This window comes from Paenibacillus cellulositrophicus (genome assembly GCF_009363095.1).
Taxonomy (GTDB): Bacteria; Bacillota; Bacilli; order Paenibacillales; family Paenibacillaceae; genus Paenibacillus_AQ; species Paenibacillus_AQ favisporus.
In genome coordinates this window covers 2,492,019-2,518,427 of sequence record NZ_CP045295.1, presented here as the reverse complement: position 1 = coordinate 2,518,427, position 26,409 = coordinate 2,492,019, and the positions used below count along the sequence as shown (strand labels likewise).

23 protein-coding genes are annotated in these 26,409 nt (G+C 51.8%); 13 read left to right on the top strand and 10 right to left on the bottom strand.

Annotation, left to right across the window (positions count from 1 at the left end; translation table 11 throughout):
• The first annotated feature begins 28 nt into the window (after positions 1-28).
• From GCU45_RS11330 to GCU45_RS11320, 3 genes are all read left to right on the top strand, one after another.
• Positions 29-397 (top strand): DoxX family protein, encoded by a 369-nt coding sequence (locus GCU45_RS11330; protein WP_152399000.1) that lies wholly within the window; start codon positions 29-31, stop codon positions 395-397.
• A gap of 225 nt (positions 398-622) precedes the next feature.
• Complete coding sequence (locus tag GCU45_RS11325; protein ID WP_152398999.1) at positions 623-1,087, top strand: VOC family protein; 465 nt, start codon at positions 623-625, stop codon at positions 1,085-1,087.
• A gap of 3 nt (positions 1,088-1,090) precedes the next feature.
• Positions 1,091-1,666 (top strand): YdeI/OmpD-associated family protein, encoded by a 576-nt coding sequence (locus GCU45_RS11320; protein ID WP_152398998.1) that lies wholly within the window; start codon positions 1,091-1,093, stop codon positions 1,664-1,666.
• Positions 1,667-1,746: 80 nt separating this feature from the next.
• Here GCU45_RS11320 and GCU45_RS11315 read toward each other — a convergent pair whose 3' ends face one another.
• The 7 genes from GCU45_RS11315 to GCU45_RS11285 form a co-directional block, all read right to left on the bottom strand.
• Positions 1,747-2,589 (bottom strand): CPBP family intramembrane glutamic endopeptidase, encoded by an 843-nt coding sequence (locus GCU45_RS11315; protein WP_152398997.1) that lies wholly within the window; start codon positions 2,587-2,589, stop codon positions 1,747-1,749.
• A gap of 83 nt (positions 2,590-2,672) precedes the next feature.
• Positions 2,673-3,317, bottom strand: coding sequence for a response regulator transcription factor (locus GCU45_RS11310; RefSeq protein ID WP_152398996.1), 645 nt, complete (start codon positions 3,315-3,317; stop codon positions 2,673-2,675).
• Positions 3,304-4,557: a sensor histidine kinase gene (locus tag GCU45_RS11305; protein ID WP_244364526.1), complete on the bottom strand. Its 1,254-nt coding sequence runs from the start codon at positions 4,555-4,557 to the stop codon at positions 3,304-3,306. Before GCU45_RS11305 ends, GCU45_RS11310 begins: the two co-directional genes overlap by 14 nt.
• A 112-nt stretch (positions 4,558-4,669) precedes the next feature.
• Positions 4,670-5,128, bottom strand: a complete 459-nt coding sequence (locus GCU45_RS11300; RefSeq protein WP_152398995.1) for a GyrI-like domain-containing protein — start codon at positions 5,126-5,128, stop codon at positions 4,670-4,672.
• Between the two features lie 111 nt (positions 5,129-5,239).
• Positions 5,240-6,580: a sugar phosphate nucleotidyltransferase gene (locus GCU45_RS11295; RefSeq protein ID WP_167527121.1), complete on the bottom strand. Its 1,341-nt coding sequence runs from the start codon at positions 6,578-6,580 to the stop codon at positions 5,240-5,242.
• Positions 6,581-6,622: 42 nt separating this feature from the next.
• Positions 6,623-7,735 carry a glycosyltransferase family 4 protein gene (locus GCU45_RS11290; protein WP_152398993.1) on the bottom strand — a complete coding sequence of 371 codons (1,113 nt, stop codon included), beginning with the start codon at positions 7,733-7,735 and terminating at the stop codon, positions 6,623-6,625.
• Complete coding sequence (locus GCU45_RS11285; RefSeq protein ID WP_152398992.1) at positions 7,732-8,526, bottom strand: DUF6492 family protein; 795 nt, start codon at positions 8,524-8,526, stop codon at positions 7,732-7,734. The genes GCU45_RS11290 and GCU45_RS11285 overlap by 4 nt, the downstream gene beginning before the upstream one ends.
• A gap of 202 nt (positions 8,527-8,728) precedes the next feature.
• On the opposite strand from GCU45_RS11285, the gene GCU45_RS11280 reads away from it, so the two are divergent.
• The 6 genes from GCU45_RS11280 to GCU45_RS11255 all read left to right on the top strand — a co-directional run bounded on the left by GCU45_RS11280 (position 8,729) and on the right by GCU45_RS11255 (position 14,698).
• A complete protein-coding gene (locus GCU45_RS11280; protein ID WP_152398991.1) occupies positions 8,729-9,154 on the top strand; it encodes a MurR/RpiR family transcriptional regulator in 426 nt (141 codons plus the stop codon).
• Between the two features lie 211 nt (positions 9,155-9,365).
• Complete coding sequence (locus GCU45_RS11275; RefSeq protein WP_116233768.1) at positions 9,366-10,007, top strand: TetR/AcrR family transcriptional regulator; 642 nt, start codon at positions 9,366-9,368, stop codon at positions 10,005-10,007.
• 285 nt (positions 10,008-10,292) lie between these two features.
• Complete coding sequence (gene spoVB / locus GCU45_RS11270; protein ID WP_089548742.1) at positions 10,293-11,849, top strand: stage V sporulation protein B; 1,557 nt, start codon at positions 10,293-10,295, stop codon at positions 11,847-11,849.
• A 180-nt stretch (positions 11,850-12,029) separates the two neighbouring features.
• On the top strand, positions 12,030-12,638 hold the full coding sequence (locus GCU45_RS11265) for a hypothetical protein (RefSeq protein WP_152398990.1): 609 nt from the start codon (positions 12,030-12,032) through the stop codon (positions 12,636-12,638).
• An 82-nt stretch (positions 12,639-12,720) separates the two neighbouring features.
• Entirely contained in the window at positions 12,721-13,563 is an 843-nt protein-coding gene (locus GCU45_RS11260; RefSeq protein ID WP_280117528.1) for a helix-turn-helix transcriptional regulator, read from the top strand.
• Positions 13,564-13,738: 175 nt separating this feature from the next.
• Positions 13,739-14,698, top strand: a complete 960-nt coding sequence (locus tag GCU45_RS11255) for a glycoside hydrolase family 43 protein (RefSeq protein WP_152398988.1) — start codon at positions 13,739-13,741, stop codon at positions 14,696-14,698.
• A gap of 96 nt (positions 14,699-14,794) precedes the next feature.
• Here GCU45_RS11255 and GCU45_RS11250 read toward each other — a convergent pair whose 3' ends face one another.
• Positions 14,795-15,709, bottom strand: coding sequence for an ArsR/SmtB family transcription factor (locus GCU45_RS11250; protein ID WP_152398987.1), 915 nt, complete (start codon positions 15,707-15,709; stop codon positions 14,795-14,797).
• Positions 15,710-15,884: 175 nt separating this feature from the next.
• Between GCU45_RS11250 and GCU45_RS11245 the strand changes: the two genes are divergently transcribed.
• From GCU45_RS11245 to GCU45_RS11230, 4 genes are all read left to right on the top strand, one after another.
• Complete coding sequence (locus tag GCU45_RS11245) at positions 15,885-17,642, top strand: glycoside hydrolase family 2 protein (RefSeq protein ID WP_152398986.1); 1,758 nt, start codon at positions 15,885-15,887, stop codon at positions 17,640-17,642.
• 57 nt (positions 17,643-17,699) lie between these two features.
• The gene (locus GCU45_RS11240) at positions 17,700-19,097 is read left to right on the top strand and encodes a family 43 glycosylhydrolase (protein ID WP_152398985.1); all 1,398 of its coding nucleotides are present in this window, start codon (positions 17,700-17,702) and stop codon (positions 19,095-19,097) included.
• A 416-nt stretch (positions 19,098-19,513) separates the two neighbouring features.
• Positions 19,514-21,256 (top strand): family 43 glycosylhydrolase, encoded by a 1,743-nt coding sequence (locus GCU45_RS11235; protein WP_167527119.1) that lies wholly within the window; start codon positions 19,514-19,516, stop codon positions 21,254-21,256.
• A gap of 179 nt (positions 21,257-21,435) precedes the next feature.
• The gene (locus GCU45_RS11230) at positions 21,436-24,612 is read left to right on the top strand and encodes an ATP-binding protein (RefSeq protein ID WP_341874556.1); all 3,177 of its coding nucleotides are present in this window, start codon (positions 21,436-21,438) and stop codon (positions 24,610-24,612) included.
• 71 nt (positions 24,613-24,683) lie between these two features.
• Here the strand turns inward: GCU45_RS11230 and GCU45_RS11225 are convergent, their stop codons facing one another.
• Positions 24,684-25,127 (bottom strand): LytR/AlgR family response regulator transcription factor, encoded by a 444-nt coding sequence (locus GCU45_RS11225; RefSeq protein WP_152398983.1) that lies wholly within the window; start codon positions 25,125-25,127, stop codon positions 24,684-24,686.
• A gap of 607 nt (positions 25,128-25,734) precedes the next feature.
• Positions 25,735-26,367, bottom strand: a complete 633-nt coding sequence (locus tag GCU45_RS11215; RefSeq protein ID WP_152402976.1) for a class D sortase — start codon at positions 26,365-26,367, stop codon at positions 25,735-25,737.
• Positions 26,368-26,409: the final 42 nt, after the last annotated feature.

The window sequence follows — 26,409 nt, the reverse complement described above, 5'->3', positions numbered from 1 at the left end:
TGTTGTGATCGAATAGGAGGAGATCGAAATGGCCATTTTTACGATCATTCTTCAATCTTTGCTGATTGCTTACTACCTCTTTTCGGGTACTGCCAAATTGATAGGGGCTAAGTACTGGGCAGACATGTTCGAACACCTTCACCTGCCGCATTGGTTCCTTAAGGTAACGGGCCTGGTCCAACTGGCAGGTGCGGCCGCGCTGATCGCCGGCTACTGGTATACCGGACTGGTCGCATGGGCGGGAGTGTGGCTTGGTGTGACGATGCTGGTGGCAAGCCTGGTGCATATCCGCACGAAAGATCCGATTGGCAAAACGGCGCCGGCTTTGTTCTTTGCCGTACTGAATATTGCCCTGATTTTTGTGAATGCCGGCCAAATGCTCCAGCCTTTTGCATAATCAAACCAGCTGCATCCAGAATAGAAGGCTCCACATGTTCGCGATGAACATGTGGAGCTTTTTTGCGATACAAACCCATCCAATACAGACTCCAACCTCCCGATCGCAAAATGGCAGTTGGATAGGCCCCTTTCGGAGGCAAGTACTTTATTTATAAATGGTGACATACAGCTGTCACCTCTTATTCAATATACTACATTTATCCCAAGAAGGAGGTTTTACTATATGTCAGCTGTAGTCTATTTAAACTTTGATGGAGTTGCTGAACAAGCGATTGATTTTTATGCGAAAGCTTTAAACGCAACTGAAGTGAAAAAAGTGAAATTTAAGGATTTCCCGCAGGATCCAAACGATCCGTTGCCGGAAAATGAACTAAACATGGTCATGGAGTCTTCAATAGCATTTGCAGGCGGGAACATCATGATGTCGGATATTTTGCCTTCAATGAAGAATGTAACGGGCGAGTTGGTTAAAGGCAACAATATACTGATTAGTATCGTTAATGAGGATCAACAGACATTGGAAAATTACTTTTCTAATTTATCTGAGGGTGGTCATGTCATCATGCCGTTATCCAATACGCCGTGGTCTTCGTGCTTCGGAGTGCTGGTCGATAAGTTCGGAGTTTCCTGGAAATTTAATAGCGACGCAGATCAGTTTCTTGATAACGTAATCTCCAACAAACAGTAACTCATGCTGAGAGAAGTAGATCGCTTCATTCCGGTCATATCGAGAGAAGCATTAAGGGTTTGGCTGCAGGAAAATAGCAAGACTGAAAAATGTTGTTGGGTCTTGGTTCGTATGACGCCCCAATCGGATACGCTCTTATATTTGGACGCGGTCGAGGAGGCTTTGTGCTTTGGATGGATCGATGGAGTCAAGAAGAAAATATCTGAAACGGAGCTGGCTCAGAGACTGTCCCCTCGAAGCAAAAAAAGCTCATGGACTGAATTGAATAAAGAGCGTGTCCGCCGCCTCGAAAGGTTGGGCTTGATGACAGACGAAGGGAGAAAGGTCCTTCCTGATATGAATTACGATTCTTTTCGAATCGATCCGGTTATAGAGCAAAGGTTACAAGAGGAGAAGCAAGTGTATGAGAATTTCATGGCATTTCCAGATCTTTATACTAGAGTCCGGATCGACACGATCCAAAGCTATAAGAATCAGCCCGAGTTATTTAAGAGCAGATTGGACAAATTCATAACCAATACGCGTGAAAACAAAATGTACGGTCAATGGAATGATAATGGCCGTCTACTAGATTATTAGGTCATCCAATCTGGATGCTCCAGACTGCCGACAAAGTGTCGGCAGTTTTTTCTATCGAAAATTAGGACCAGGTCGGTCGTTTACTTTGGTACAGGAAGGTTTCCGACGTCAACCCTTTGATTCCGTGCAGCCCCGATTAGCATAGGAATGGAGATCAGAAGACTGATTACAACCGGAACAATAGAGGTCTCAAGTCCAAAGTTGCCCCCTGTGAGAAGTGCGGCACCGTGCACCTTTACAGTAAATAGACCGGTAGCAGGGTGTCCAGAGACAGGAATGCCAAGCAATCCTTCAATGGCATTCCAAGCAAAATGCAGTCCTATGGCAAACCACAAGTTCCGCCGCCACAAGAAGGCGGATCCAAGGAGAACACCTGCTTCGAGGGCTATGGCGAACCCACTCCATAATGTCGCCCCTGGATTTCCAAGATGAGCAACTCCAAAGAATAGAGAGGTTACTGCGAGTGCGAGCGGTTTTCCCCCCAATTTATCAATGGCTTGAAGCATAAGTCCGCGAAAGATAAGTTCCTCGACAATGGCTCCTCCTAAAGCTGATTCAATGGAGGCTATTAGAACGGAACTCGTATCCGCAGAACTTGCCCACTGAAAGGAGTAACCTCCCAGAGCAATAATCATTATAGCGGATCCTGCGATAAAGATGGTCCCGGTTAGCATGCCTAGGACACTTTCAATCCCTGCGCGATTTCTTGATATCTCTGGGGTGGACCGCCGGGCCAGGTATGTCAGCGTGAGCTTATAAACCAAGAGGGCCAGAAATCCCATCACCAGTGTGAAAATAAGAGAGACGATCCCCTCTCCTTGCTCTGTCAGTTGCTGGAATATCATATTTATGAGAACAATACCAATAGCCCCCGCAATCATCCAGACGATTGGAAAACGCCAAAATGACACTTTGTTCTTCATGTCTTACATCGCCACCTCTGTTGTTTGATGCTATGAGTATAGGCTGAAAAAGTCATAAAGAGACAGTGCCGTTTGGTCATCATTTAACGATCCATCATTCCCGAATCCCGGGCTTTCCGGGCGGCCTCCCGGCGTCCTTTCACATTAAGCTTTGAATAAATCGTTGAGATATAATTTTTGACCGTCCCTTCGCTAAGAAACAATGCCTCGGCAATTTCTTGATTACGCAGGCCGGCAGCCAGCTTATGCAGCACTTCGATTTCACGGGCAGTGAGTCCGAATTCATTATGTTTCGCAGGGGTGGTACTGTTCATGTTCTTGATCATTTTACTCGCCATTTCCTGCGAAATTAAAGTCCCTCCCGCCTGAACAACCCGTATGCCTGCAGCCAAATCTTTCGGATGAATGGCTTTGAGCAGATAACCTTCCGCTCCGTGGCTTAACGCCGCTAACACATATTCTACTTCCTTATAGGAGGTCAGCATGATGATTTTGGTTGCAGGCATTCGCTCTTTAATCAGGGCTGTTGCGGCGACGCCGTCCATGACCGGCATGTTGACATCCATCAGCACCATATCCGGCATCAACTGCTCGCAGCCCTTTATGGCTTCTTGCCCATTCCTGGCTAAACCGACAATTTCCAAATCCGGTTCCATGGACAGCACGATATGTAAGCTCTCAAGAATTAACTCTTGGTCATCAGCAAGCAGTACTTTAATCTTCTCCATGCAGCATGACTCCTTTCAGCGGGATTTCGCATCTGACTTCGGTGATCACTGGAGTACTCCCCCCAGATGATATCTGTAAGCTGCCTCCCAACCGCTCAACCCGATGTTTCATCGTGGTCAAGCCAAAGCCATAATCTAACTTGTCGATCGGCGTGCCGTTATTTCGAACGGACAATTGCAGATGGCTCTCAGAAAAAGTAAGCTCCAAATGCAGTTGGGTTGCCTTTCCGTGTTTTAGAGCATTCGTAAAGGATTCCTGGATGACCCGAAGAATCGCTTGCCGTACTTCAAAGCGTATGGACCGCTCTGTCCCCGGCAGACTCAAGGTCAGAGCCGTACCCGTATGCTCCCGGAAACGGGCTGCAAGGGATTCAACCTGCCGGATCAGACTGGATTCCTCTTCTTCGCCCATTTCGTGCACGACGTTCCTCATTTCCTCCAGATTGTTCTCAGCCAATGCCCTTAAGCGAATTAACCGGTCTTTGGCCTCGGCAGGCTTGCTATCCATCAGGGCAATAGAAGCATCAAGGCTGAGGATGAGTGAAATAAAGGAATGCCCCAGTGTATCATGAAGCTCCTTGGACATGCGGTTGCGTTCTTCAAGCAAAGTCATTTTCTCGACCTCGGCCGAGTAGTGAGTTAAGAGCTTATTTTGATGCTCCACTTCGGCTGCCAGTTTATTCTTCTGATCATACGCATTGGCTACGGAGCTTGCCCACATGCCGATAAAGCAGAACAACAGATTATCTGTTCCGATACCCAGGGTTTGCTCCCAAGATAATTTTAGGGAGGACTGGAAGGAGAAAGGAATGAAAACAAGTAAGGGAATGATCCAAAGGGTTTGCTTGGTTAATAAGTACCCGATGGTAAGACTCGGCAGCAAATAGTCCGCTTTTGAAGTCAGGTCCGGATGAATGACAGAATTCACGTAATAAGAACCGCCAAGCAATAGCTCCAATATGCAAAACCAGACTTTGTTCATCCGGCGTCCGGGAAACCAGAACAGCAAAGGGACGATAAGGGCCATGCTCAGCCAGATCACGTTTAGTAACGTCCGGTTCGAAAACTCGCTTACTGCCAGAACCCGGGACAACAGCAAAATATAATGGTATAAACGAAGAGCGAATATACCCCAATCCATGAAAGATAATATTTTTTTCATAGCATCATCATACAGGAAATCTAAAAAAACTTGCATGAAAATTACAAGGAAGTTGACCAAAAACAGCAATAGAACCATGTTCTTGCCGAACTTCTACATAGCAAAAGGAGCAGTAGACAAACTGCTCCTAAGATTGATCATATAATCCTAACGAACTAGAAACTTGCACGGCCTCATTGCACACAGGGATCTATCCAATGAGGTTGTGATAAATTTCCGTCTCCAGCTTGGACTCATCCTCGTTCCAGTGGCCATACACCTCAATCAGGGGAAGCACTTTGTGTTCTCCTGAGGCTTGGAGAAGCGCATCAATACGCCGGTACGTTGCGTCCAATTCGCTGTAAGGCCCGATGTGCTTGCCGTAGGCGTATTTTTCGAGCACGACGTCCTTCTTCTTCAAGAAGGAATTTTCCTCAGGCGGGGTCACCAGCTCGATTCCCGCAAATACCATATTTCCCTGCTCATAGACGACGTGATTGATCCCCTTGTGAGCGAGTTCTTTGCTGCGTACTTCATGCCAGACCTGGTCAAACAATTCGAAAATCGTCTCACTGTACGGCTTGCCCGGATCATGAGCTTTGGAACATCCGAACAAGGTAAACGCCTTTCTTTCCGTCTTGATCACAGGCTCCACCATCGGCTCCATCATCGGCCTCCTCTTTCCGCTATCCGCGGAATCATGTTCGATCGATGACTACTTCGGCTCGGCCGGTCACAATTCCTACTGCAAATTTACGACATTTTGGACCGAAACGCCATTCTACCAGTCCACAGCAATGCGGGTGATATCCTCCTGAGCAAGATCGGAGCCGAGCAGGACTTCCACCAGCTCCAGAGGAGTAATGGCCTTGATGCCATGCTTGGCGCCGGCCGGAATCCTCAGCACGTCGCCGGCGTTCAGGCGGTACCGCTGCTCCTCCAAGATCACTTCCGCGCTGCCCATCACCACGGTCAACAATTCTTGCCGGCGGTGATGAACGTGATAGCTTGTAGACATGCCGGCGGCAAGCCGCACCTGCTTGATCATCGTCTCCACGCCGGATGCATCTGTCCCGTAACTCAGGATCCGGCAGGAGCCCCACCGCTTCTCTTCGTACATCGGAATTTGAGGCGCCAGGGCAAGCCGTTCCTTGATCCGATGCGCATGCTCCTTGCTTGCGATCAGAATGCCGTCGGTGCTAGCCGCGGCAATGATCCCCGGGACGCCAATAATTTCAATAGGATAAGGGAGCTCGTTGATGAGATGGGTATCCGCGGAATCGTCCGATATGTGCCCGAATCCGATCACTCGATCCTTCATATGGCCGGTAAGCGCCATCCAGCTGCCCAGATCGGTCCAGTGCCCTCCGTACTCCATGGCAACGACAGGGAGGGTCGTCTCGACGACTTCCCGGTCGAAGCTGGCTTCGGGGAGCTGTTCGTAATTTGCCAGCCATTCCGCGATCCGGACAGGGTGGCCCTTGTCCTTCAAATAGGTCAGCATGAACCTCAGGGGAAAGGCGAAGACGCCGCAGTTCCACATCGCCTGATGTGCCATGAGGCGGCGGGCCGTGCGTGTATTTGGCTTTTCGATAAACCGCTGGACGAAAGCATACTCGCCGTCCGCCTTGGGCAGAGCCGGGACGATATAGCCGAACTGATCCGAAGGCTGCACCGGCTTTGTGCCGAGGAGAGCAAGATCCGCCCTGGAGCGTCCCAGGACGTCGGGAAACCGGTGCAGCAGCCGGAAGAATGCGGTGTCGACGTACGTGTCCGCCGGAAGGATGCAAATGGTTTCGTCCGGATCGGCCTGCAGCTTTTCATGAAGATAACTGGCGGCCAATGCGACGGCCGTGAACGTGCCTCTTTTAAAAGGCTCGCTGATAATCGGGATATCATCGCCGACATAGCGGCGCGTAATCTCTACTTGACTGTGATGGGTGACGATACAGGTGGATTGGAGCAGCCCCGCCTCGTCCAGTTGTCTGCAGATCCGTTCGATCATCGACTCCTTGACCCCGTCTTCCGTGGTCAGCAGCCTTAAGAATACTTTGGAGCGTATATCGTTGGATAAAGGCCACAGCCTTTTTCCCGATCCCCCGCACAACAGTACAATACGCATGTTTCTCATCCTCCTTCCTTCGAAAACCATCACCCTTCATCTTTATTTCTTGGAACGCATCGTCTCTTCAATCGCCTTCTTCATGAGCTTTCCGGCCTGGTCCCACGACAGCTGGAGCATATCTTTTCGGCCCTGGCTTCCTTTCTGTCTACAAAGCCGAGGATTTTCGTACGCTTGCCTCATGAGCCTTTTGAGGCTGCTTAAATCCGGCTCGGCCCATCGCTGGCCCTTCTGCGCAAACAAGTTGCTGAACCTTCTGGAAATGGCGCGGTTCATGCTGCTCGCCGGGCTCTTGAGCTGATAGGGGACCAGGAAGGAGTTGCGGGGCGTCAGGAAATCCATCTGCCCGCCCCAGCCGGTGGCGATGACCGGTATGCCGCTTGCCAGCGCTTCTAAATAAGGCAGCCCGACACCCTCGCCGCGTGTAGGAAGGACGAAGGCATCGCCGAGCGCATACAGGCCTTTAAGCTGGCTTTCACTCATATGGTGGCCGATGATGACGACAGGGGCCGTATCCTTCTGAATGCCCAGCCTCTTTTTGTACCGCATGACCTGCTGCTTAATCCACGCCTCCGTCTCATTGGCCGCATATCCGTTCGTTTTGATGACCAGGATGACGTTATCTTTGGAAGAGAACTCTTCCCAATACGCCCGCAGCAGTCCCTCCGGGTTTTTGCGGTGCTGAAAGCCGAAGACGGATACGAACGTAAACTTCCCGGCGGCTGCCGGCAACGATAGCTTCGGATGGTTCGGATGAAACTCCCGGGCATTCACCCCATGGGGAACGACGAAAATCGGGACGGTGACGCCGCAGTTCCTGAGAACCCGCCGATTATGCTGGGACGGCACGCACACGGCATCGAATTTGTTCATATGGGGCAGCCAGCTTCTGGGGAGCCTGCTTGTTTCCCAAACCGTGTTCAACAGGATGAAGTCATACGTGCTGCGCTCTTTTTTCCACTGCATGCGGCTGGGAAGATGATGGTATATGAGAACCTTTTTGACTTGGGCGGCGTTTGGCTTGCGGTGGTCTTGCGGGCTTAACCGGACGGCGACCCCTTGCCGCTTCAAGGATTTGGCATAGGCTCTGCTGGCACGGCCAAGACCGCTGGCTTTGTGGACGGGGCCTTTCCAGACAACGACATAGGGCTTCATTTCGGTCTCACCTTGGAAGATTTCGAATACCCTTTTCGTTCATGAAAAGAAACAGACCGGTATTTTTGCTGCAGGGATGACATCTTGGAAGGCGAGATTTGGGAAAAGCTCGTATGCAGGCTTTTGTTGTTGGCCTGTTTCAGCACCATCCTGCCGGGCTCCGACGAATACAGGAAGTTGCCGTACGTTTCAAACTCGGAAAAAGCAAACTGCTTCGATTTGTTCATGCTTCTCATAATGGCGGAGTACCAGCTCGTATGATGTTTGGCCTCGATCGCCCGCTTTAACTGTTTGACTTTGGCTTTCTCGAACAGCATGTAATGCGTGACGAAGGAGCGCTTGGAGGCGCGGCTTTTGCCCATCAGCTTCTTGTACGTGTTGAAATATTCGGGCTGGCTCCAGTTCCGGCAGTAAAACACGGTTTTGTCGCCCGTCTTGAACGTATGGGGGCGAATGAGCACCGTGTCGGCGTCGATCACCAAATAGTATTTGGATGAGCATACCTTATCGCCGCCCAGCTTCAGCAGCTGCTGGTACAACCAGCCGGACCGGTCCCACGTTTTGGACTGGTAGTGTATGTCCTTTTTCGTAATGGGCAGAACCGTGTCTTCGTTCACGAATCGGCAGCCCTTTTTCGCACACAAATCCACAATCCGCTGCTTCCGGGGGGCCACGATGATAATTTCGTGGATCGGGTGCTGTACATATTTTCTGACGGCATCAATGACATGGGGGAGGGTTGCCAGATCCTTCTCAATCGCCGGAATAAACACATCAATGGGGGTTGTCATCTGCTCATCTCCAAATATCAAATGTATGAGTATCATATGCCGGAAGAGAGAAAGGGAATGGGCATAGAGAGATTGTAAAACGCACAATAATCAAGGGATTTGCCGCTTTGGAGCAAACGTTGGGGTTCGCAGACACGGCTATGAAAATGATTTTTATAGATCAAAAGAAGAGGATACGAGAAGACCGAAGGGCGCCTTGGGCATGCCGATCGCAGGAGAAGACAGAGGAAACTTGGACGCTTCGGAAAGGAATCGGCTCGACCGGGGCGGGCACGAGCTGTTTAACCTGCTGGTGCATGTGCAGGCCCAGGACGTCATTGTCATCTTCGGCTTCGTGTCCGAGTCGCCGGAGCTATCGGTGCTGCTGGACCACGCCAAGGTGAAGGGGTACCGCACGCTGCTCGTCACCGATCTTGCGGTCAGCGGCATGCTGGAGAAGGCTGACGTGACCCTGTACACCGCACGTGGCCAGCTGTGGGAGTTCCACTCCATGGTGGCGCCGGTGGCCTTGCTCGAGACGCTGATCGTGGCGGTCGGCAAGCAGATGGAGGAGCAGGCGGTTGCGGGAAGCGTGGAGCTGCACGAGCTGCGGCGCAGATATCAGAAAGTGCTGCCAAAGCGGGTTTAGAGCGCTTGGCAGCTTTTTTTGTGCGGCAAAAAGTTAAACGTGTTAATGATCCGTGGTGTGAAGAGCCGACGGTACGGATCCAGTCGCCTTAAATTTAACTGGTTTTCTGAAAGATCGTTAACTTAGTTCTTTTCATATAAGCTAATGCACGGAATGAAAGGAGTCCAATATGATATAATAGGAGTATTAAGCGTTTGGAGCGGAGGACAACATGAAAAAGATAGAGAACAAAAATTTGTTCCTGGATAAAATCAAGCCGGTGTTGAGAAAAAGCAAGTTCAGCACCATCAATATGGACGACATGGCCCGCCACATGGATATCAGCAAAGTGACGCTGTACAAATATTTTTCATCCAAAGACGAAATCATTGAAATGTTTGTGGATCACTGCATCGCCTTTCTGCAAAATGCCGACGTCCAATTGCAGGACGAGGAGCTCTCATGGGGCAAGAGATTCCATATGTTGTATATCCAATCTTTGCAATGCGTGCTGTACATGCCCGATATTTTGCTGGAGGACCTCAAGGGAGTATATCCGGTTCTATACGACAGGCTGGTTACGGCGGAACTGGAGCGGCACCGGAATTTGCGCCGGTTTTATGAGGCGGGCGTGGAGAAGAATGTTTTTCATCCGGTTAATTCCACCTTGTCTGTTGTACAAGACGATCTCATGCTCCGCCAGATGGTAGAGCCTTCGTTCGCTGTGAGGCATGACTTCTCGTTGAAGCAGGCGCTGTTTGAATTTTATAAGATGAAAAAATACCAGCTGTTCGTCCCGGACATGCTCGATTCCGTGGATGATGCCGAGATGGAAGAGCTGCTGCTGCAGACGATCCAAAAAATATCGTATTAAAAGGTCGTATAGAGCAAGACGAAAAATCCGTATCCGTTCCTTTGGTAAACTGTCCCCTATGTAATGAACTGCTATGAACTTACAAGTAATCCTTTAGTTCATATTCTCTTTCGAAGGAAGTCAATGGTGAGATATGCGTCGCCATTGACTTCCTTTATGTTTTTCTTTGGTTGCATAGAGCCGGAAAGGCATTCGAAGAAACCAGGGTTGTCTGCATGTATTGCCCCTTGTCCGAATACGCTAATAAAAGAGAGATCAGGACAAACAGTGGGTGGGATGTGACCAATGGGATTAAACAAGCAAAGCTTTATCCGTGGAACGTTCGTTTTGACCCTGTCGTCTTTTTTTACCAAAGGGCTTGGGTTTGTGAACGGCATTGTGCTGGCGCGTTTTCTGGGAGCGGAAGGGGTAGGGCTCTTGATGATTGCCCATCCGCTGCTTCCGCTGTTTATTACGATGACCGAGCTCGGGCTGCCTGTTGCGATTTCGAAACTGGTGTCCGAGGCGGAAGTCAAAGGGGACGAGGCGAGGATTAAACGGATTCTCGCCGTCTCGCTGTCGGTAACGGGGACGCTCAGCGTCGTGCTGACCCTGGCCGCGTTGTTCGGCTCCAAGTGGATCGCTTCGATCGTGCTGGCCGACCAGCGGGCGTATTATGCGATGGTGGCGATTACGCCGATCATCCCGATTATCGCCATGTCTGCCGTGCTGAAAGGGTATTTCCGCGGCCGGCAGAACATGAACCCGCTCGCCTTATCCGACATTCTGGAGAATGTGGCGCAGATCATCGTCATCATCGGCGTCGTCAACATGCTGCTGCCTTATGGCATCGCCTACGCGGCGGCGGGAGCCATGGGGGCCTCGGTGATCGGCGAAGGCGTCGGCCTGCTGTATTTGTTCTCCGTGTTCAAGTGGGCGAACCGGGGAAAATCGAAGGAGCAGCGGCGGTTTGTTCCGAGCGTGCGGCTCAAGGGGGACCGCACGCTGCGGGACCTGCTGCGCATCGGCCTGCCGATGACCGGCAGCGGCTTCATCCATTCGATCTATCATGCATTTCTGCCGCTCGTTATTACGAAGAGCCTCGTTCTTGCCGGTGTTGGCGTGGAGATGGCCACGAAGCAGTTCGGCATGCTCGCAGGGTACGCGATCCCGCTGCTGTTCCTCCCCGGCTTCTTCACCCAGTCGCTGTCGACGGCGCTGATTCCGGCGATCAGCGAAGCCAGCGCGGAGGGCGACACCCGGCTCATGCACAGCCGCATGGACATGGCGATGCGCACGGGGCTGCTGGTCGGCGTGCCCTGCACCGTCATTCTGTATATGTGGGCGGTGCCGCTGACGACGGTCGTGTATCATTCGCCGGAAGCGGGGGTGCTGCTGCAGCTGCTGGCACCGCTGTTTTTCCTCCACTATTTTGAGGCGCCGCTGAAGGCGATTTTGCTTGGACTGGGCAAAGCATCCACCGTGATGTGGAACCATATCATGACCAATATTTTTGAGATCAGCCTGATCTTCGTACTCGGTTCGAACCTGGGGATCCGCGGCGTGGCGCTCGGGTTCGGGCTCGGCATCCTGATGCTGACCGTGCTCAACTTCTACGCGGTAGCGGGCTCGATCGGCTTTTATTTTGACTTCCGCATGGTGATCAAAGCGGGCATCGGGGGGATCGTCATGACGGTGACGGGGCTGGCCGCGCATCGTTTCCTGGAACAGCATGTTCAGCTGGGTGCGACGGCTGCGCTGCTTGGGGCCATTCTTGTATCGCTGCTCGTGTATGCCATCACCCTGCAGGCGACCCGGGCTTTGCGCAGCCGGCCGAAGGCCCCGACGATTCCGGTGTCCTGAGAGAGCTGGGTTCATCCTTCTGCAAAAGAGTGGGTCGTATACTCTCATATGCATCTTTCCATAGGATCAAACGATGCAATTTTCTTGTGCTCATTTGACCGGTTGGAGGGTGCATTTTTTTAATGTGATATATTGGAATATATAGGGATGGATGCCGTCTGTGAATTGGAGTTGATTACAATGAGGTTTCAAAAGGGGCTTCATGTCATTGCTATTCTAGCGATCGTTGCTGCTTCTGGATGTGTTCAAGAACCGAAACGTGTGGATGTCAGCCGGGAAGTGGCTACTCACCGTGCAGAAAACACTGGGGAAGCCAATGAATCGAACACTACTCCCACTACTTCCCATGCCAAAACAGGCAGCAAAACGCTTCTTTATCAAAAAGACTTCCGTCAGGATAAACCGAGTCTGGAGAATTTCCAAGAGGGCGTTTCTTTTGAACTATCGGATTACGTGGAAGGTTTTTTTACGGAGGATATAGCAAACAAGGTCCAAAATAATATGGAAGCCATTGTTGATCATGATGGAGCGAAATTCAAACAAAATATGCTTAGTGAGAATGACATCAAGGCGAATATGGATTGGTTCGATTATATGAACGGAGATGGAGTGAAGTTTGAATTCTCCGAAGTTAATGAAATTTCTTATGAGGAAGACTCGAAACGTATTCAAGTGGTCGTTACTTTTTATCGAAATATAAACGACAAAGAGATAGAGCAAGGCGTCATGACCTATTCTTTATTGAAGGACAAAGCGAGCGGGGGTTGGCTCATTGCTCTGATGGATTGAAATTTCGGCTTATCGGGATCATTGACGGGGCGATACGGACTTCATAGAATGAAAAGGAGAAAGAAGCGTCAAGGGAAAGAGGATGCTAACTTTGGGAAACCGTGTTAAGAGTTTTGTAGTCAGTATGGAGCGCTTTAAACCTCACACCTTTCAGGCAAGTCAAGGTGAGGGCCTCTTTATGTCGCATTCCCATGAATATGATGAGTTAACGCTTATTTTGGAAGGGGATGGATACTACAGCTCTTCCGAACAGAATATCAAGGTAGCTGCCGGTGACCTGATCCTAATCCCTTCCGGGCTTCATCATGGCTTCGTGTGTACAAAACCTTGGAAGGGTGTTTCCGTTCATTTTCTCCATGATCTCCTTCCGGTCCACTGCCAATATCTCTTTCATGAAGCGGAGAGTGAGTCGCAGCGCATCCGGAGCAGCCATCTCGACGCTGACGATACGCGCTGGGTGGAAATCAGTTTGTTTCAGTTGGAGAAAGAATGGAATTCCCAAAGGAAAACGATCGACTCCTACAACATGATGAGGATCGCTTTTGAGACAGCACTGCTGGTATTCCAGCGTAACTTAGAATCGGCGGTGCCTGGAGCAGATATCCGTCACGGGGTCATAGAAGAAGTGTTAAAAGAAATTCACAGCAGCTATCATACCCGGATTACTGTTAACGAACTGGCAGCGCGTCATTTTCTGTCCGAAAGCAACCTTCGGAAGAAATTTACGGAATCGGTCGGCGTCTCGCCCAAGCAATATATCATCAGCCTTCGTTTGATGGAGGCCAAACGGCTGTTACAGCAAACGAGCAAGGCGATCGATTTGATTGCCTCTGAGGTTGGGTTTACTTCATCCAGCCGGTTTTATGAGTTCTTTATCCAATCGACTGGAGTCACTCCGCTGGAATGGCGCAAACAGAATCCATGAATTGAATGATGATGAGGACCGTTCGGCAGGACGGTTCTCTTTTTCGTCGGTCGAAAACGATTCGGTAATTCCTTTTTATGCGCAAAAAGTAAATCGCTTTCAACATTGTTTACCTTAGGATCGCACGGGATAATTAGAGGGATGACTGCTTTGTTCAGGGAAAAGGAGTGAGAAGATGTCCACCAAAACGAAGACGTTTTGCAATCCCATCGTAGCCAACGCCGCCGATCCCTGGGTGCTTAAGCACAAGGATGGCAGCTACTACTTTATGGCAACAAGATCAGGCTGCTTGGAGCTTACCCAATCTTCCAGCTTGACGGGATTGGTCTGGGGGCGCAAGAAGACCATCTGGACGCCCGAACCGGGAGGTCCCTACAGCTGTAATTTGTGGGCGCCGGAAATACATTATTTGGATCACAAATGGTACATCTACTATACAGCGAACGATGGGGGAGGCGATGAATCACGCCGGATATGCGTACTGGAGAACGAAAATGCTGATCCGCTGGAAGGCGATTGGAGCTGGAAAGGGGCGCTGGAGACGCCAGTCCCGGGGTTGGACGGCACCGTGATGTCCTTGCGGAATGAGCTCTATTTTCTGTATGCCGGCTACGGAAACTTCCCCGATTATGGATCTGCGATATACATTGCCCAAATGGCCAATCCTTGGACATTAATAGGGGAACATCATTTGCTCACTGCCCCGACACTCCCGTGGGAAAAGCAAGGCGGAATGGCCATTAATGAAGGTCCCGTCACGCTGCATCGCAACGGCCGGATTTTTCTGGTGTATTCGGCAAGCACCACGTGGTCTGAGGATTATGCCTTAGGTATGCTCACGATGAATGAAGATGCCGATCCGCTGGATCCGTCTTCATGGCAAAAATCGATGCAGCCTGTATTTCGCAAAAGTGTAGAAAACGGAGTATATGCAACAGGCCATAACAGCTTTACGAAGTCTCCGGATGATCAGGAGGACTGGATCGTCTTTCATGCCCTTCCTTCGCCCGGCTCCGATACGAGCCTCCGCTCGACGCGCATACAGAAGTTCGGCTGGAATCCGGATGGTACGCCCGATTTCGGCGTTCCCTGGAGCGATATGCATTATCTCCCTGTGCCGTCTGGAGAGGAATGATCGAAGGAAGGCCAAGTATATGAAAAAAGTATCACAAAAGGCTCAGACTAAGCGGCATGTTCTTGCAAACATAACCGTTTGGCCTGAGCCTTTGGCTTAGTAGCGGATTCGGACTTGAATGTCCTGCCCGTAATTGCCGAAGTGCCTGCCGAACAAGCTGACGCCGCCGGCGTTCCGCGCATCCTCCGGCGACAGAATCCGGAATCGGATTTCTTCTCTGGGCAGGATCGGAATATCCTGTATCGATACATCCGACATCCGCACGCCGTCCATATACGTGCCGGAAGAGGTCACCAGCAGCGTTTTCAGCAGGCCGTGCTGGGAGCTTCCGGGATCCCACCACGAAGGGTTCAGCTTTCCGCGTACGCTGCCGAAGTCGCCCGGAGAAGTCCAGACGCACACGGGAACGTCATTGAGCAGAAACGTAATGTCCGACGGCCAATCTTCGGCGTAGCCGGGTGCTTCCGAGCCGATCTCCAGGGAGATGCGAAGCTCGCTGATGCTGTTTTTGCCGGAGACGTAGTTCGGAATGCGGTATTCGACATAGCCGGCGGCGAACCAAATATGCTGAGCTTTGACATGCTCCGGCTCGGCGAAATACCGCGGGTCGTCGCGCATGCCGATCAGCTTGGTTTCGGAAGCCAGTCCGCAGGTGGGCTTGACTTGGCAGCTGGAGTACTGGCCGACTGGAATGTCGACGTCATAGCCGTCTTGATGCGGCTCGGACGGCAGGCCTTCGTCCGTTTTGAACACCAGCGATGCTTGCTCCAGACGAAGAGAGCACTGCTTCTGCATACCGCGCTTGCCCGCAGTCACCTCTGTACGGAGAATGCCCGCTTCTTCCAGCTGCTGAACATGCTTGGTGACGATGGCGGAGGAGAGATTCAGCCTTTGCGCCATTTCCCTAATATTGAGGTTTTCTTTGCTGAGCATTTCGACCATCCGAATGCGCGTATCCGACGCCAGCGCAACGAATAACGGCAGATTTTCGTGGCTTACCTTGATTTCCATAGATGCCTCCGATTCGGTCTGATAGGTGTTGTCTATCCATTGTATAACCAAAAGGTTAACTAAACAAGAAAATCATTGACTAAATATCACGGGTATTTTACTATCTATGTGAGTATTTTAGGATTAATGATTAACTAATTAGTTAACTAAAATCAACCCGAAAAGGAGCTATTCTATGGAATCCAACCTCAGCATCCCCCGTCCCGAATACCCGCGTCCGCAATGGGTGCGGGACCGCTGGCTGAATTTGAACGGCCCTTGGCAGTTCGAAATCGATCACGGCAAGAGCGGGAAGGAGCGCGGCTACCACCAGCCGGAGCATGCGCTCGAAGGAACGATCACCGTTCCGTTTTGTCCGGAAAGCAAGCTGTCCGGCGTAGAATATAAGGACTTCATGGCCGCCGTGTGGTATAAGCGGGAATTCACCTTGCCGGAGGATTGGAACAGCGGCAGAATCCTGCTTCATTTCGGCGCGGTCGACTACGAAACCGAGGTGTGGGTGAACGGAACCTCCGTCGGCACGCATCGCGGCGGGTACTCCTCGTTCAGCTTCGATATTACCCCGCATGTCAAGGAAGGCGCCAACGTGGTGACCGTCTATGCGGAGGATGACGTTCGCTCGGGTAGCCAGCCGCGCGGCAAGCAAAGTGAGCGCTTCCACTCGCATGGCTGCGACTACACGCGCACGACGGGCATTTGGCAGACCGTATGGCTGGAGCAGGTCCCTGAAACGTATCTCGCGGACATGAAAGTGGTGGCGGATCCGGCGAATGGATGCGTGCACCTGGAAGTGAAGGTCAGCGGAAATACCGCTGGAGCGCAGCTGAAGGCGTCCGCCTTCTATGAAGGAAAGGAGGTCGGTGAGGCCACGGCTGTGGTGCAAGGGCCATGCGTCAAGGTGACCGTGCCTGTATCGGAAGTCCATTTGTGGGAGGCGGGCCACGGCCGGCTGTATGACCTGAAGCTGTCGCTCGGTCGGCCGGACCTGACGGACGCCGATGCCGATGCGGTTGATTCGTATTTCGGCCTGCGGACGGTGCGGCTGGACGGCCTGGCGTTCCGGATCAACGAAAAGTCGGTGTTCCAGCGGCTCGTGCTGGATCAAGGCTTTTATCCGGACGGCATCTATACCGCACCTACGGACGAGGATCTGCGGAAGGATATTGAGATTTCGCTGGGGCTCGGATTCAACGGCGCCAGACTTCATGAGAAAATGTTCGAACCGCGCTTCTTGTATTGGGCCGACCGGCTAGGGTACCTCGTCTGGGGAGAGCATGCCAACTGGGGGCTGGACATTACCACTTCCGGAAGCTTGTCGCGGTTTTTGCCAGAATGGCTTGAAGGTGTGGAGCGGGATTACAATCATCCGGCGATCATCGGCTGGTGCCCGTTCAATGAGACGTGGGACCGGGACGGCGCCAAGCAGGATAACGAAGTGCTGCGCATCGTGTACGAGACGACGAAACGGCTGGATCCGACGCGCCCGGTGATCGATACCAGCGGCAACTTCCACGTCGTGACGGATATTTTCGACCTGCATGATTATGATCAAAATCCGGAGACGTTCCGGGCCAGATACGAGCCGATGAAAACGGGCGGCGAGGTGTATAACACGTTTCCGAACCGGCAGACGTACGGCGGGCAGCCTTATTTTATCAGCGAATACGGCGGCATCTGGTGGAACCCCGACCAGAAGGACGACAAGGCTTGGGGCTACGGCGACCGGCCGACATCCGAGGAGGCGTTTCTCCAGCGGTACGAAGGGCTGACGAGCGCTCTGCTGGAGCACCCGATGATGTTCGGATTTTGTTATACCCAGCTGTATGACGTGGAACAGGAAGTAAACGGGCTGTACACCTACGACAGACGACAGAAGTTTGATCCGGAAGTGATTCGCCGCATCAATTCCCGCAAAGCGGCCATTGAAGATTAAGGGTTAGGTGAAGGTGACGGTACGAGTTTATATTCCCGAAGAGGAGGATGCCTGTACATGAAGGCCATAGTGCGTAATCCGCTGCTGCTTGCGTTATGCATGCTGCTGCTCGTCCCCATGGGGCAGGTCACGGACGCGGCTTCCAGCCGGAACAATGTTTATAACGTCGTCATGCAGGATGGAGCGGACCCCTGGGTTTACAAACATACGGACGGTTATTACTATTTCACGAAAACGACGGGCGGCAACGTAACGATCTGGAAATCGGCCGAGCTGACGACGATCGACGCGGCCCCGACCCGAGTCGTCGAAACGGGCTGCTGCAATATATGGGCTCCCGAGCTCCATTATATTGACGGGGCCTGGTACATCTATTACGCCAAGGATGACGGAGACAACGCGAATCACCGCATGTACGTGATGGAAAATACGTCGGCGGACCCGACGCAGGGAACCTGGCAGAACAAGGGGCAGATCACCGACAAGGCGAATAAATGGGCCATTGACGGCACCGTACTGCAGGCGGGCGGACAGCTCTACTTTATTTGGTCGGGTTGGGAGGGGGATGTCAACGTAAGTCAGAACTTGTACATCGCCCATATGAGCAATCCTTGGACGATCGACTCGAACCGCGTTGAAATTTCCAGGCCGACCTATCCGTGGGAGACCAACCACTCGCCTTATGTCAACGAGGGTCCGCAGGTTGTTGTGCGGGATGGCGTCATCAGCCTGGTGTACTCGGCGAGCGGAAGCTGGACGAACGATTACTGCCTCGGGCTCATCACAGCCAGCGTTTCCAGCGATTTGCTGAATCCGGCTTCTTGGACGAAACGCAGCCAGCCGATCTTCGCGTCTGGAAACGGGCTATATGGCCCGGGACATCATTCGTTTACCCAATCGTCCGACGGAACCGAGGACTGGATTGTGTACCATACGGCCAAATTCGACGGTGCCGGATGGAACCGGGAGATCCGCATGCAGAAATTCACGTGGAATGCCGACCATACGCCCAATCTGGGCGTACCGGCCGATCCCAATGTCCCGATTCCGCTGCCTTCCGGTGAAACGCCGCATATCCGCGTCGAAGGGGAAAAAGGGACGTTCGGCGGAGCAGCGTACGCTTCGCAAAGTCCGAACGGGTCGGGCGGCATGAAGGCCGGACATATCGATACGCAAGGCAGCTACGTGGAATATGCCGTGAAGGTGCCGAAAGCCGGCGAATATATATTGATGGCGCGAACCGCGAACGGAACGGCCGGAGGGGACTGGTCCCATCTTCAGCTGGCTGTCAATTCAGGCATGCCGAGTCCCTTTTACATCACGAATAAAGGCTGGGAGAACTGGGGATTGTCCACGGCGCGCATTCAGCTTCAAAAGGGCAGCAACACCATCCGTTTCACCAAGGGTGCAGGCTACGGGGAAATCGACTTTTTTGACATCAAGCGGGCCAAATAGATTTAATGAATAATCTGCACGTAATCATAGGTTGAATTTAATCCGAACGTTAACGTTGAAAATTTCGTTGGCCGGCTCATTCCTGAGCCGGCCTTTGGTTTTTGGGGCAGCTGCGCGCGGTCTGTCTGTTCTAGAAATGTACGTCGATACACGTTTTTCTTGCTTTCGACCGTCGAATCCGGTTTATCTTATGTTAATTTGTCCGGCAGAAATATGCCGCTTTCCGTAACTTTACATGCCTTTCCTGGCCTATAATGGTTTTTGCGTGATCGCGATCAACAAAACCACTACATACCGGAGGTGCCAGAACAATGTATGCTGTCAGAAGAATCGGTTTTAAATGCACATCGCTCATTCTTCTCTTTATGCTGACATGGACTTCTTTTGGGGCTTACCCCACGTCAGCTGCGTCAACGATGAACTATTCAAACCCGATCAATACGGCGGGAGCGGATCCGTACGTGATGCTGCATTCGGATGGGTACTATTACTTTACACGCACGTTAGGCAACAGGCTGGACATTTGGAAATCCAGATCACTGACCGCGATCGATCTGGGAGAACGGAAGACGGTGTGGACGCCCCCTTCCGGCTTGAAGGATATTTGGGCGCCTGAGATCCACCATATCGACGGCAAATGGTATATCTACTATACGGCGAATACCGGCTGCGGCGATGATTGCCGGGGAGTATACGTCCTGGAGAATGATTCCCCGGATCCTTTACAGGGCAGCTGGACGGACAAAGGCAAGCTGAATACACAATATGCGGGACTAGACGGCACCGTATTCGACCATAATGGCCGGCTGTACTTTTTGTATGCGGCATATGGGGATTGGTCGGGCAGCCACGGCAGCGCGATCGCCATCGCACCTATGTCGAATCCGTGGACGCTGGACGGAGACAGCAGTATTCTGACCAAGCCCGAATACGACTGGGAAATGAAAGGCATGCCTGTTAATGAAGGCGCTGTCATCTTGAAAAACCAGGGGAAAATATACCTTGTCTTTTCTGCAAGCGCTTGCTGGGAGGATGACTACTCGCTTGGTATCCTGAGCGCGGATGCTGCAAGCGACTTGCTGAATCCCGCGTCATGGACGAAGAGCGATCAGCCGGTTTTCGCCAAGTCTGCGGCCAATGGCGTCTACGCTCCGGGACACAACTCCTTTGTTCCATCCAAGGACGGGACGCAGGATTTGATCGTGTACCACGGCAACAGCGGACCCGGCCAAGGCTGCGGCGCCCGGCCGACCAGGGTACAGCCTTTTACCTGGAATAACGACGGTTCCCCGAATTTCGGAGTTCCGACCAACGGTCCGCTTTCGGTTCCGTCCGGCGATTATCGGATTGAAGCGGAGCATGGAACACCGGCCAAAGCGTTAATCAAGGAGGAAGCAGGCGCATCCGGCGGCAAAGTCGTGCGGCTCAATAACACGAACAGCTCCTTATCGGTCAAGGATGTCATTGTGCCCGAAGAAGGAAGCTATACCTTAAACATTAGGTATTCGAACACCGCAGGTCCCGATGCCTCGGAACAGGTGTCGGTGAACGGTCATCCGGCCGTGACGGTGGCATTGCCTCACACGGGAAGCAAGCAATATGCAACGGTTTCGATCCAAGTCGAGTTGAAGAAAGGCTACAACAACGTCATCGAATTTGCGAAAAGCAAACATGCCATTGACATCGACTACATTGAACTTGCTGGCAGCAACACATTCTCGATTAAGCCAGGAGCCGAGTATAAACTGATCAACCCGAATGGCGGCAAAGCTCTCAGTGTGGCCGACCCAAATGCAGCGGGCGAGACATGGACCCAAATGAAGGACGATTCCGATGGAGGGGCGGCGCAGCGCTGGAAGGTTACCCTAAATGAGGACGGAACCTATTCATTCGTGAATCCGGACTCCGGCAAAGCTTTGACTGTGATCGATCCTGCGGCCGCTTGGGGGAGAGCGGGATTAGCCGAGTATCAAGGCTTGGATACGCAAAAGTGGAAACTCGTGGATACCGGCAACGGTTACTGCAAATGGTTTAATGTGCAGACGGGAAAAGCGCTTGACGTTAACGGAGCAAGCATTAATAGTGGTACGGATGTAGGAACGTGGCAGGACATTCCCGGCGGAACCGCGCAGTTTTGGCTGCTGTACCGTTTGGATTGAAGATATAGCAGGTTCCAATATTAGACGGCTTCTGTTACAGGAAGCCGTCTTTTTTGTTGCTGACGCCTCTTACTTTCCAGCCTCTTTTTTCCGGCGCTCCAAGATTGCAATAGCGGGATGCAGTTGTTTCCGTTACTATGAATATGGACGACTTCAAGTGAAGCGAGGCTCAGGAGAATTTGGTTAAGAAAATCATCATATTCATTACATATTTAGCCCTCATGCTGGGGGCAAGATGGTTCTGGTGGGATACGTTTGGTACGGATGAGCAGCCCAAGGTTGTGCAGGGCATTCTTGACCTGCGCGGGCATCCTATGGAAGACAGGCATTCCCTCTTGTTGGACGGGGATTGGGAGTTTTATCCGGATCAGTTGATCTCGGATAGCCGCCAGGCAGACGAAGCTGATCAGGATAGGCGTATGATCCATGTTCCCGGAGATTGGAGCACGGCTTGGCAGGACAAAGGCAGTTCGTCGTTCGGGTACGGGACCTACAGGCTCCGGATTCTTGTCGATGAGCAGCCGGACGAGCGTTATAAATTATGGATTAAAGAAATTAAAGCTTCATCGGTTGTGATCGTCAACGGGAACATCGTCGGTGAGGCTGGCAAACCGGCGGCGAGTGCTAAAGCGTATATTCCGGTCATCCAGTCTTTCGCCAAAAACGCTGCTCCGAACGAGCAGAACGTGATTGATATTTTCGTACAATCGGCGAATTATCATGATCCCACGCGCGGGGGCATCATCGAGTCCATGCGGTTCGGAACGCAGGCGGCGATTGATTTTGAGTGGTGGTATTCGATTGTATTTCAGGTGGTCGTGTTTACGATCCTGCTTCTTCATGCGCTGTACGCCGGTATTATGGTCTTGATCAACCCGCGGGAGAAGCTGCTGCTTGCCTTTGTGTTCCTGCTCATTTTCGCGGGATTGACGGTGGTTTCGGACCACGAGTATGTGCTGATGAGCTGGTTTCCCCTGAATTATACCTGGATGCTGAAAATACGGCTGTTGTCTTATTTGGGTGTTCCGTTCTGCATGCTGCTGATGGGCAGGGGGTTTACCGGGCAAGTCCGGCGCGGGCCGGTATTCCTTACTTATTTGAGCGCCTCTGCGCTGTACTGGATCTTTATACTTGCAGCCCCCGCCAATCTGGTTCATATCACAAGGACCCATCATGTCTTCGGTTGGTTATACCTGATTCCGAGCATCTGGTTCTTTGCGCTCATCGTCAAGATGGTGTATCAAAAGCGGAAGGATGCCTTTATCATTCTGCTGGCGGCAACAAGCGTCATTTCCAATATCGTTTGGGGCTTTGTCAATTTCGACTGGAGTTTCACCCCGATTTATTATCCGCTCGATATCGTGGCTGGGGTCGTCGGCTTTTCGGTGTACTGGTTTAAGCGGTATTTCCGGAATGCGGCGGAAAATGCCAGGCTGAACGCCGAGCTTCGCAGGGCGGACGAACGGAAGGATCAATTTTTGGCGAACACTTCCCATGAGCTTCGGACACCTCTGCACGGGATCATCAACATTGCACAATCAGTCCTTTCCCGCGAGGGACGCTCCTTGTCGGAAGCAAGCCAGCAAAATATGGAGCTGCTCGTCACCATCAGCCGCCGGATGTCACAGCTGCTGAATGACCTCCTTGACGCCGTCATGCTGAAGGATCAGCGGATCGTGCTGCGCCGGGAAGCCCTGCAGGTTGAATCTGTCGTGTCCGGCGTGGTCAGCATGCTGGCTCATATGACGGATGGGAAACCCGTTCAAGTGGTCCTGTCGATACCGGACAAGCTTCCTCCGGTTGATGCGGATGAACAAAGGCTGACCCAAATTGTGTTCAACCTGCTGCACAACGCGATCAAATTTACCGATGAAGGCGTCATCGAAATTTCGGCCAAGGCCAAGGAAGAGGCGGTTGTCATTCAGGTGGCCGATTCGGGCCGAGGGCTGGAACAGGGCGCATTGGAACGGATTTTTCTTCCCTATGAACAGGCTGAGGATGAAGACGATCATGGGGGGATCGGGCTTGGCCTCAGCATCTGCAAGCAGCTGGTCGAGCTGCACGGGGGGAGGTTGACCGCCGAATCGGCCCATGGACAAGGAGCAGTATTTAGCTTCACGCTTCCTAAGGCTGAAGGTTGGCTGCAGGCGGATCTAGAGAATGAGAATTCCGAAGGAGGCCGTAACGAGCCGGATCTGGATCAGGATCTGAAGGATGCTCCATCGGATTCCCTGCTCATCACAGAAGCGGCAGTCTCCATGGAGACGGTTTATACTGGCCATGCCGGTGGACCGCTGGACGAATCGATATCCGCTGGAATCAAAATTTTAGTCGTCGAGGATGATCCGGTAAACCTGAGGGTGCTCGCAGGCATTTTTGCGGAGGAGCCGTATGAGATTCAAACCGCTTTATCGGCGAAGGAAGCGCTGCAGCAGCTCTCGTCCTCGACATGGGACCTGCTCATTTCGGATGTCATGATGCCGCATACGTCGGGTTATGAGCTGACGCGAATCGTCCGTGAACGGTACAACAGCTTCGAGCTGCCGATTCTGCTGCTGACCGCAAGAAGCCGGCCGGAGGATATTTATGCCGGATTTATGGCCGGCGCCAACGATTATGTGGCGAAACCGGTGGATGCGCTTGAGCTGAAATACCGGGTACGTTCCCTGGCGACACTTAAAAAATCGGCAAAAGAGCGCCTCCGTCTTGAAGCAGCATATCTGCAGGCACAGATTCAGCCTCATTTTCTGTTTAATACGATCAATTCGATTATGGCTTTAAGCGATATCGACCTAGATCAAATGCGGGAGCTGGCTGATGCCTTTACTTCCTATCTGCGGATCAGCATCGATTTTATTAACTCGGAGGAAGCGGTGCCGCTCTCCCATGAACTCGAGCTTGTCCGGGCATATTTATACATCGAGAAGGCGCGTTTCGGGCCGCGGCTGGCGGTCATTTGGGATATCGATCCGCAATTATCGCTGTTTATACCGCCACTCACGGTGCAGCCGCTGGTCGAGAATGCAGTTAAGCATGGGCTGCTGAGCCGGATTCAAGGCGGAACCGTACAGATTATCATCCACCGGGAAGAGGATGGCACGCGATTTGAAGTCAGGGATAACGGAAAGGGCATGACTCCCGAGGAAGTACAGAATCTGCTTCAACCGCATTCCAAGAGCGAACCGTCATCCGGTGGCATTGGACTGAAGAATACGAACCGGAGGCTTCTGCAGCGGTACGGCCGAGGACTTCAGATCGAGAGCCAGTTGGGGCAGGGGACAGTGATGTCCTTCGTGATTCCGAGCCAGAGCTCCGGGGACCATCGGGAATTCGAGCCCCCTCAAAGCATAGAATAAAGCACAAAGCAGCCTGTTCTGCAGGCTGCTTTGTGTTTTTGTTCATCGTATTCAGCGTTTCATTCCCTGGCTTATTCGGTTTGGCTTGCCAACAAGCTTTGTTCCAGTGAGACCAGGATCGTTCCGGAACCCGCAGCTTTCAGGCTCAAGCACTGTGCGATTCGTTTCAGCGTGACAGCCAATCTCGCGGGTTGAACGGGCTTCAATAAATAATCGAGGGCATTCACCTGAAATGCGTGAACTGCAAACTGTTGAAAGGCAGTCACAAAAACGATGTGCATCTGCGGATGAATGGCGAGCAGCTGCTCAGCCAGTTCCATGCCGGACATCTCCGGCAATTCGATATCCAAAAAGGCCACATCGGGTACCTCGATCCGGCATGCCGCCAGCGCATCGTGCGGATTCATATAGGATCCGATCACATTCCACGGAACATGAACAGCGGTCTGTGTCTGAAGCAGTTTTTCCATTTTTAATAATGCCAGATGCTCATCATCGACGATAATTACCTTCAAGCGGCTTTCTCTCCCCTAACAGCCCAGCGTTTTCTCGGATACGGTATATTTATGTACTCTGAAACTTCTAACACTCCATTGTTCCCGGTTGCTCAGGCGTTTCTTCTTGTACGACCGAACAGGTATGCCAATCATCCATAGCCATGTACCCGCGGCGAACCAGCGCAAAAATCGTATTTGTCGTACAGCACCATTCGACATCAGGCAACCTTGTCGAGGCATTTCTTGCCTTCGGCAGAACGCCCTCATACGTCCAAAAGCCTCCGTCATTCCAACGAATGAGCTTACCTCCATGCTTCCAGGCTTGTTTTAATGCTTCTTGCTGTATTTTCGATAACATTCCTTCACCACCAATAACTCACTTTTGACTGATAAAATATTTGCATTCCTCCGTATAGACCGATATATCTATTAGATCATATGGCTCTGAATACGTTCTGAATAAATAAAGCTATAGGGAGGTGAATGCGAGCTGCAGCAGTCCTCGGGACTGCGATTCACGTGTTTCAAGGCAAAAAGGCCCGCTCGGAAATCCTTATTCCAAGGGGCCTTCCTTTTGAACGGATGACTGGCGGCGGTCTTCACCACCTATGGGTAACCATCGGTTTTATGTCTCCCTATCTTTTGTTACCGGATAGGCGTAAATAACGTATCGGTCGGGAGCAGGTCCCACATAATGAAAAGGGTAGCAGGTAGAGAGGACAAGAACCTCTTTTTCCATGGAACGAATGACTGACGTATCGTCTTTATCTACAATTTTGGAGCTCTTCATTTCATATTCGAATGTTCCATACGGCATGTTAACGATGAACCGATCTCCAATCTTGAGATCGGCAAATTTTCGGAATACCGTATCCCGGTGTCCCGACAGCAATATTTGTTCGCCATCCGATGGAAACACGCTGGGGCTATAATGACCGACACCTTTATCCAGCATTTCTTCGTCGGTACCTTCAATGATAGGCAGTTTGGCGCCGATCTTTGGTATTTCGAGCAATCCGATCACGTCGTTCTCTTTTGGATGGAATTGCTGCCGATTGATCAAGCTCTTGGAAGGAGAACTTGTGGTGTTCAAGGGCTTGATTGGAGCAGGAGCATCCTTGGACTTGGCCTCGGTCAGGGCTTCTGCTTGAGCCAAAGCATGTTTTAACTTTAGTTGGTGGTCAGTATATTGGAAAATGGCGATGGATACGATGATCATGCCAAGGACCATCATGATTGCTCCGGCTTTCCTTCGCATTAACATCGCGTCCCTTCTTTTTTTAAATAGTGAAGAAAACAC

Coding starts and splice junctions, on each gene's coding strand:
- GCU45_RS11325 (WP_152398999.1), top strand. CDS start 623: ATGTCAGCTGTAGTCTATTTAAACTTTGATGGAGTTGCTGAACAAGCG.
- GCU45_RS11215 (WP_152402976.1), bottom strand. CDS start 26,367: ATGCGAAGGAAAGCCGGAGCAATCATGATGGTCCTTGGCATGATCATC.
- GCU45_RS11260 (WP_280117528.1), top strand. CDS start 12,721: ATGCTAACTTTGGGAAACCGTGTTAAGAGTTTTGTAGTCAGTATGGAG.
- GCU45_RS11265 (WP_152398990.1), top strand. CDS start 12,030: ATGAGGTTTCAAAAGGGGCTTCATGTCATTGCTATTCTAGCGATCGTT.
- GCU45_RS11310 (WP_152398996.1), bottom strand. CDS start 3,317: ATGGAGAAGATTAAAGTACTGCTTGCTGATGACCAAGAGTTAATTCTT.
- GCU45_RS11240 (WP_152398985.1), top strand. CDS start 17,700: ATGAAGGCCATAGTGCGTAATCCGCTGCTGCTTGCGTTATGCATGCTG.
- GCU45_RS11320 (WP_152398998.1), top strand. CDS start 1,091: ATGCTGAGAGAAGTAGATCGCTTCATTCCGGTCATATCGAGAGAAGCA.
- GCU45_RS11250 (WP_152398987.1), bottom strand. CDS start 15,709: ATGGAAATCAAGGTAAGCCACGAAAATCTGCCGTTATTCGTTGCGCTG.
- GCU45_RS11235 (WP_167527119.1), top strand. CDS start 19,514: ATGAACTATTCAAACCCGATCAATACGGCGGGAGCGGATCCGTACGTG.
- GCU45_RS11315 (WP_152398997.1), bottom strand. CDS start 2,589: ATGAAGAACAAAGTGTCATTTTGGCGTTTTCCAATCGTCTGGATGATT.
- GCU45_RS11300 (WP_152398995.1), bottom strand. CDS start 5,128: ATGATGGAGCCGATGGTGGAGCCTGTGATCAAGACGGAAAGAAAGGCG.
- GCU45_RS11285 (WP_152398992.1), bottom strand. CDS start 8,526: ATGACAACCCCCATTGATGTGTTTATTCCGGCGATTGAGAAGGATCTG.
- GCU45_RS11330 (WP_152399000.1), top strand. CDS start 29: ATGGCCATTTTTACGATCATTCTTCAATCTTTGCTGATTGCTTACTAC.
- GCU45_RS11295 (WP_167527121.1), bottom strand. CDS start 6,580: ATGCGTATTGTACTGTTGTGCGGGGGATCGGGAAAAAGGCTGTGGCCT.
- GCU45_RS11255 (WP_152398988.1), top strand. CDS start 13,739: ATGTCCACCAAAACGAAGACGTTTTGCAATCCCATCGTAGCCAACGCC.
- GCU45_RS11245 (WP_152398986.1), top strand. CDS start 15,885: ATGGAATCCAACCTCAGCATCCCCCGTCCCGAATACCCGCGTCCGCAA.
- GCU45_RS11275 (WP_116233768.1), top strand. CDS start 9,366: ATGAAAAAGATAGAGAACAAAAATTTGTTCCTGGATAAAATCAAGCCG.
- GCU45_RS11290 (WP_152398993.1), bottom strand. CDS start 7,735: ATGAAGCCCTATGTCGTTGTCTGGAAAGGCCCCGTCCACAAAGCCAGC.
- GCU45_RS11280 (WP_152398991.1), top strand. CDS start 8,729: ATGCCGATCGCAGGAGAAGACAGAGGAAACTTGGACGCTTCGGAAAGG.
- spoVB (WP_089548742.1), top strand. CDS start 10,293: ATGGGATTAAACAAGCAAAGCTTTATCCGTGGAACGTTCGTTTTGACC.
- GCU45_RS11305 (WP_244364526.1), bottom strand. CDS start 4,557: ATGGTTCTATTGCTGTTTTTGGTCAACTTCCTTGTAATTTTCATGCAA.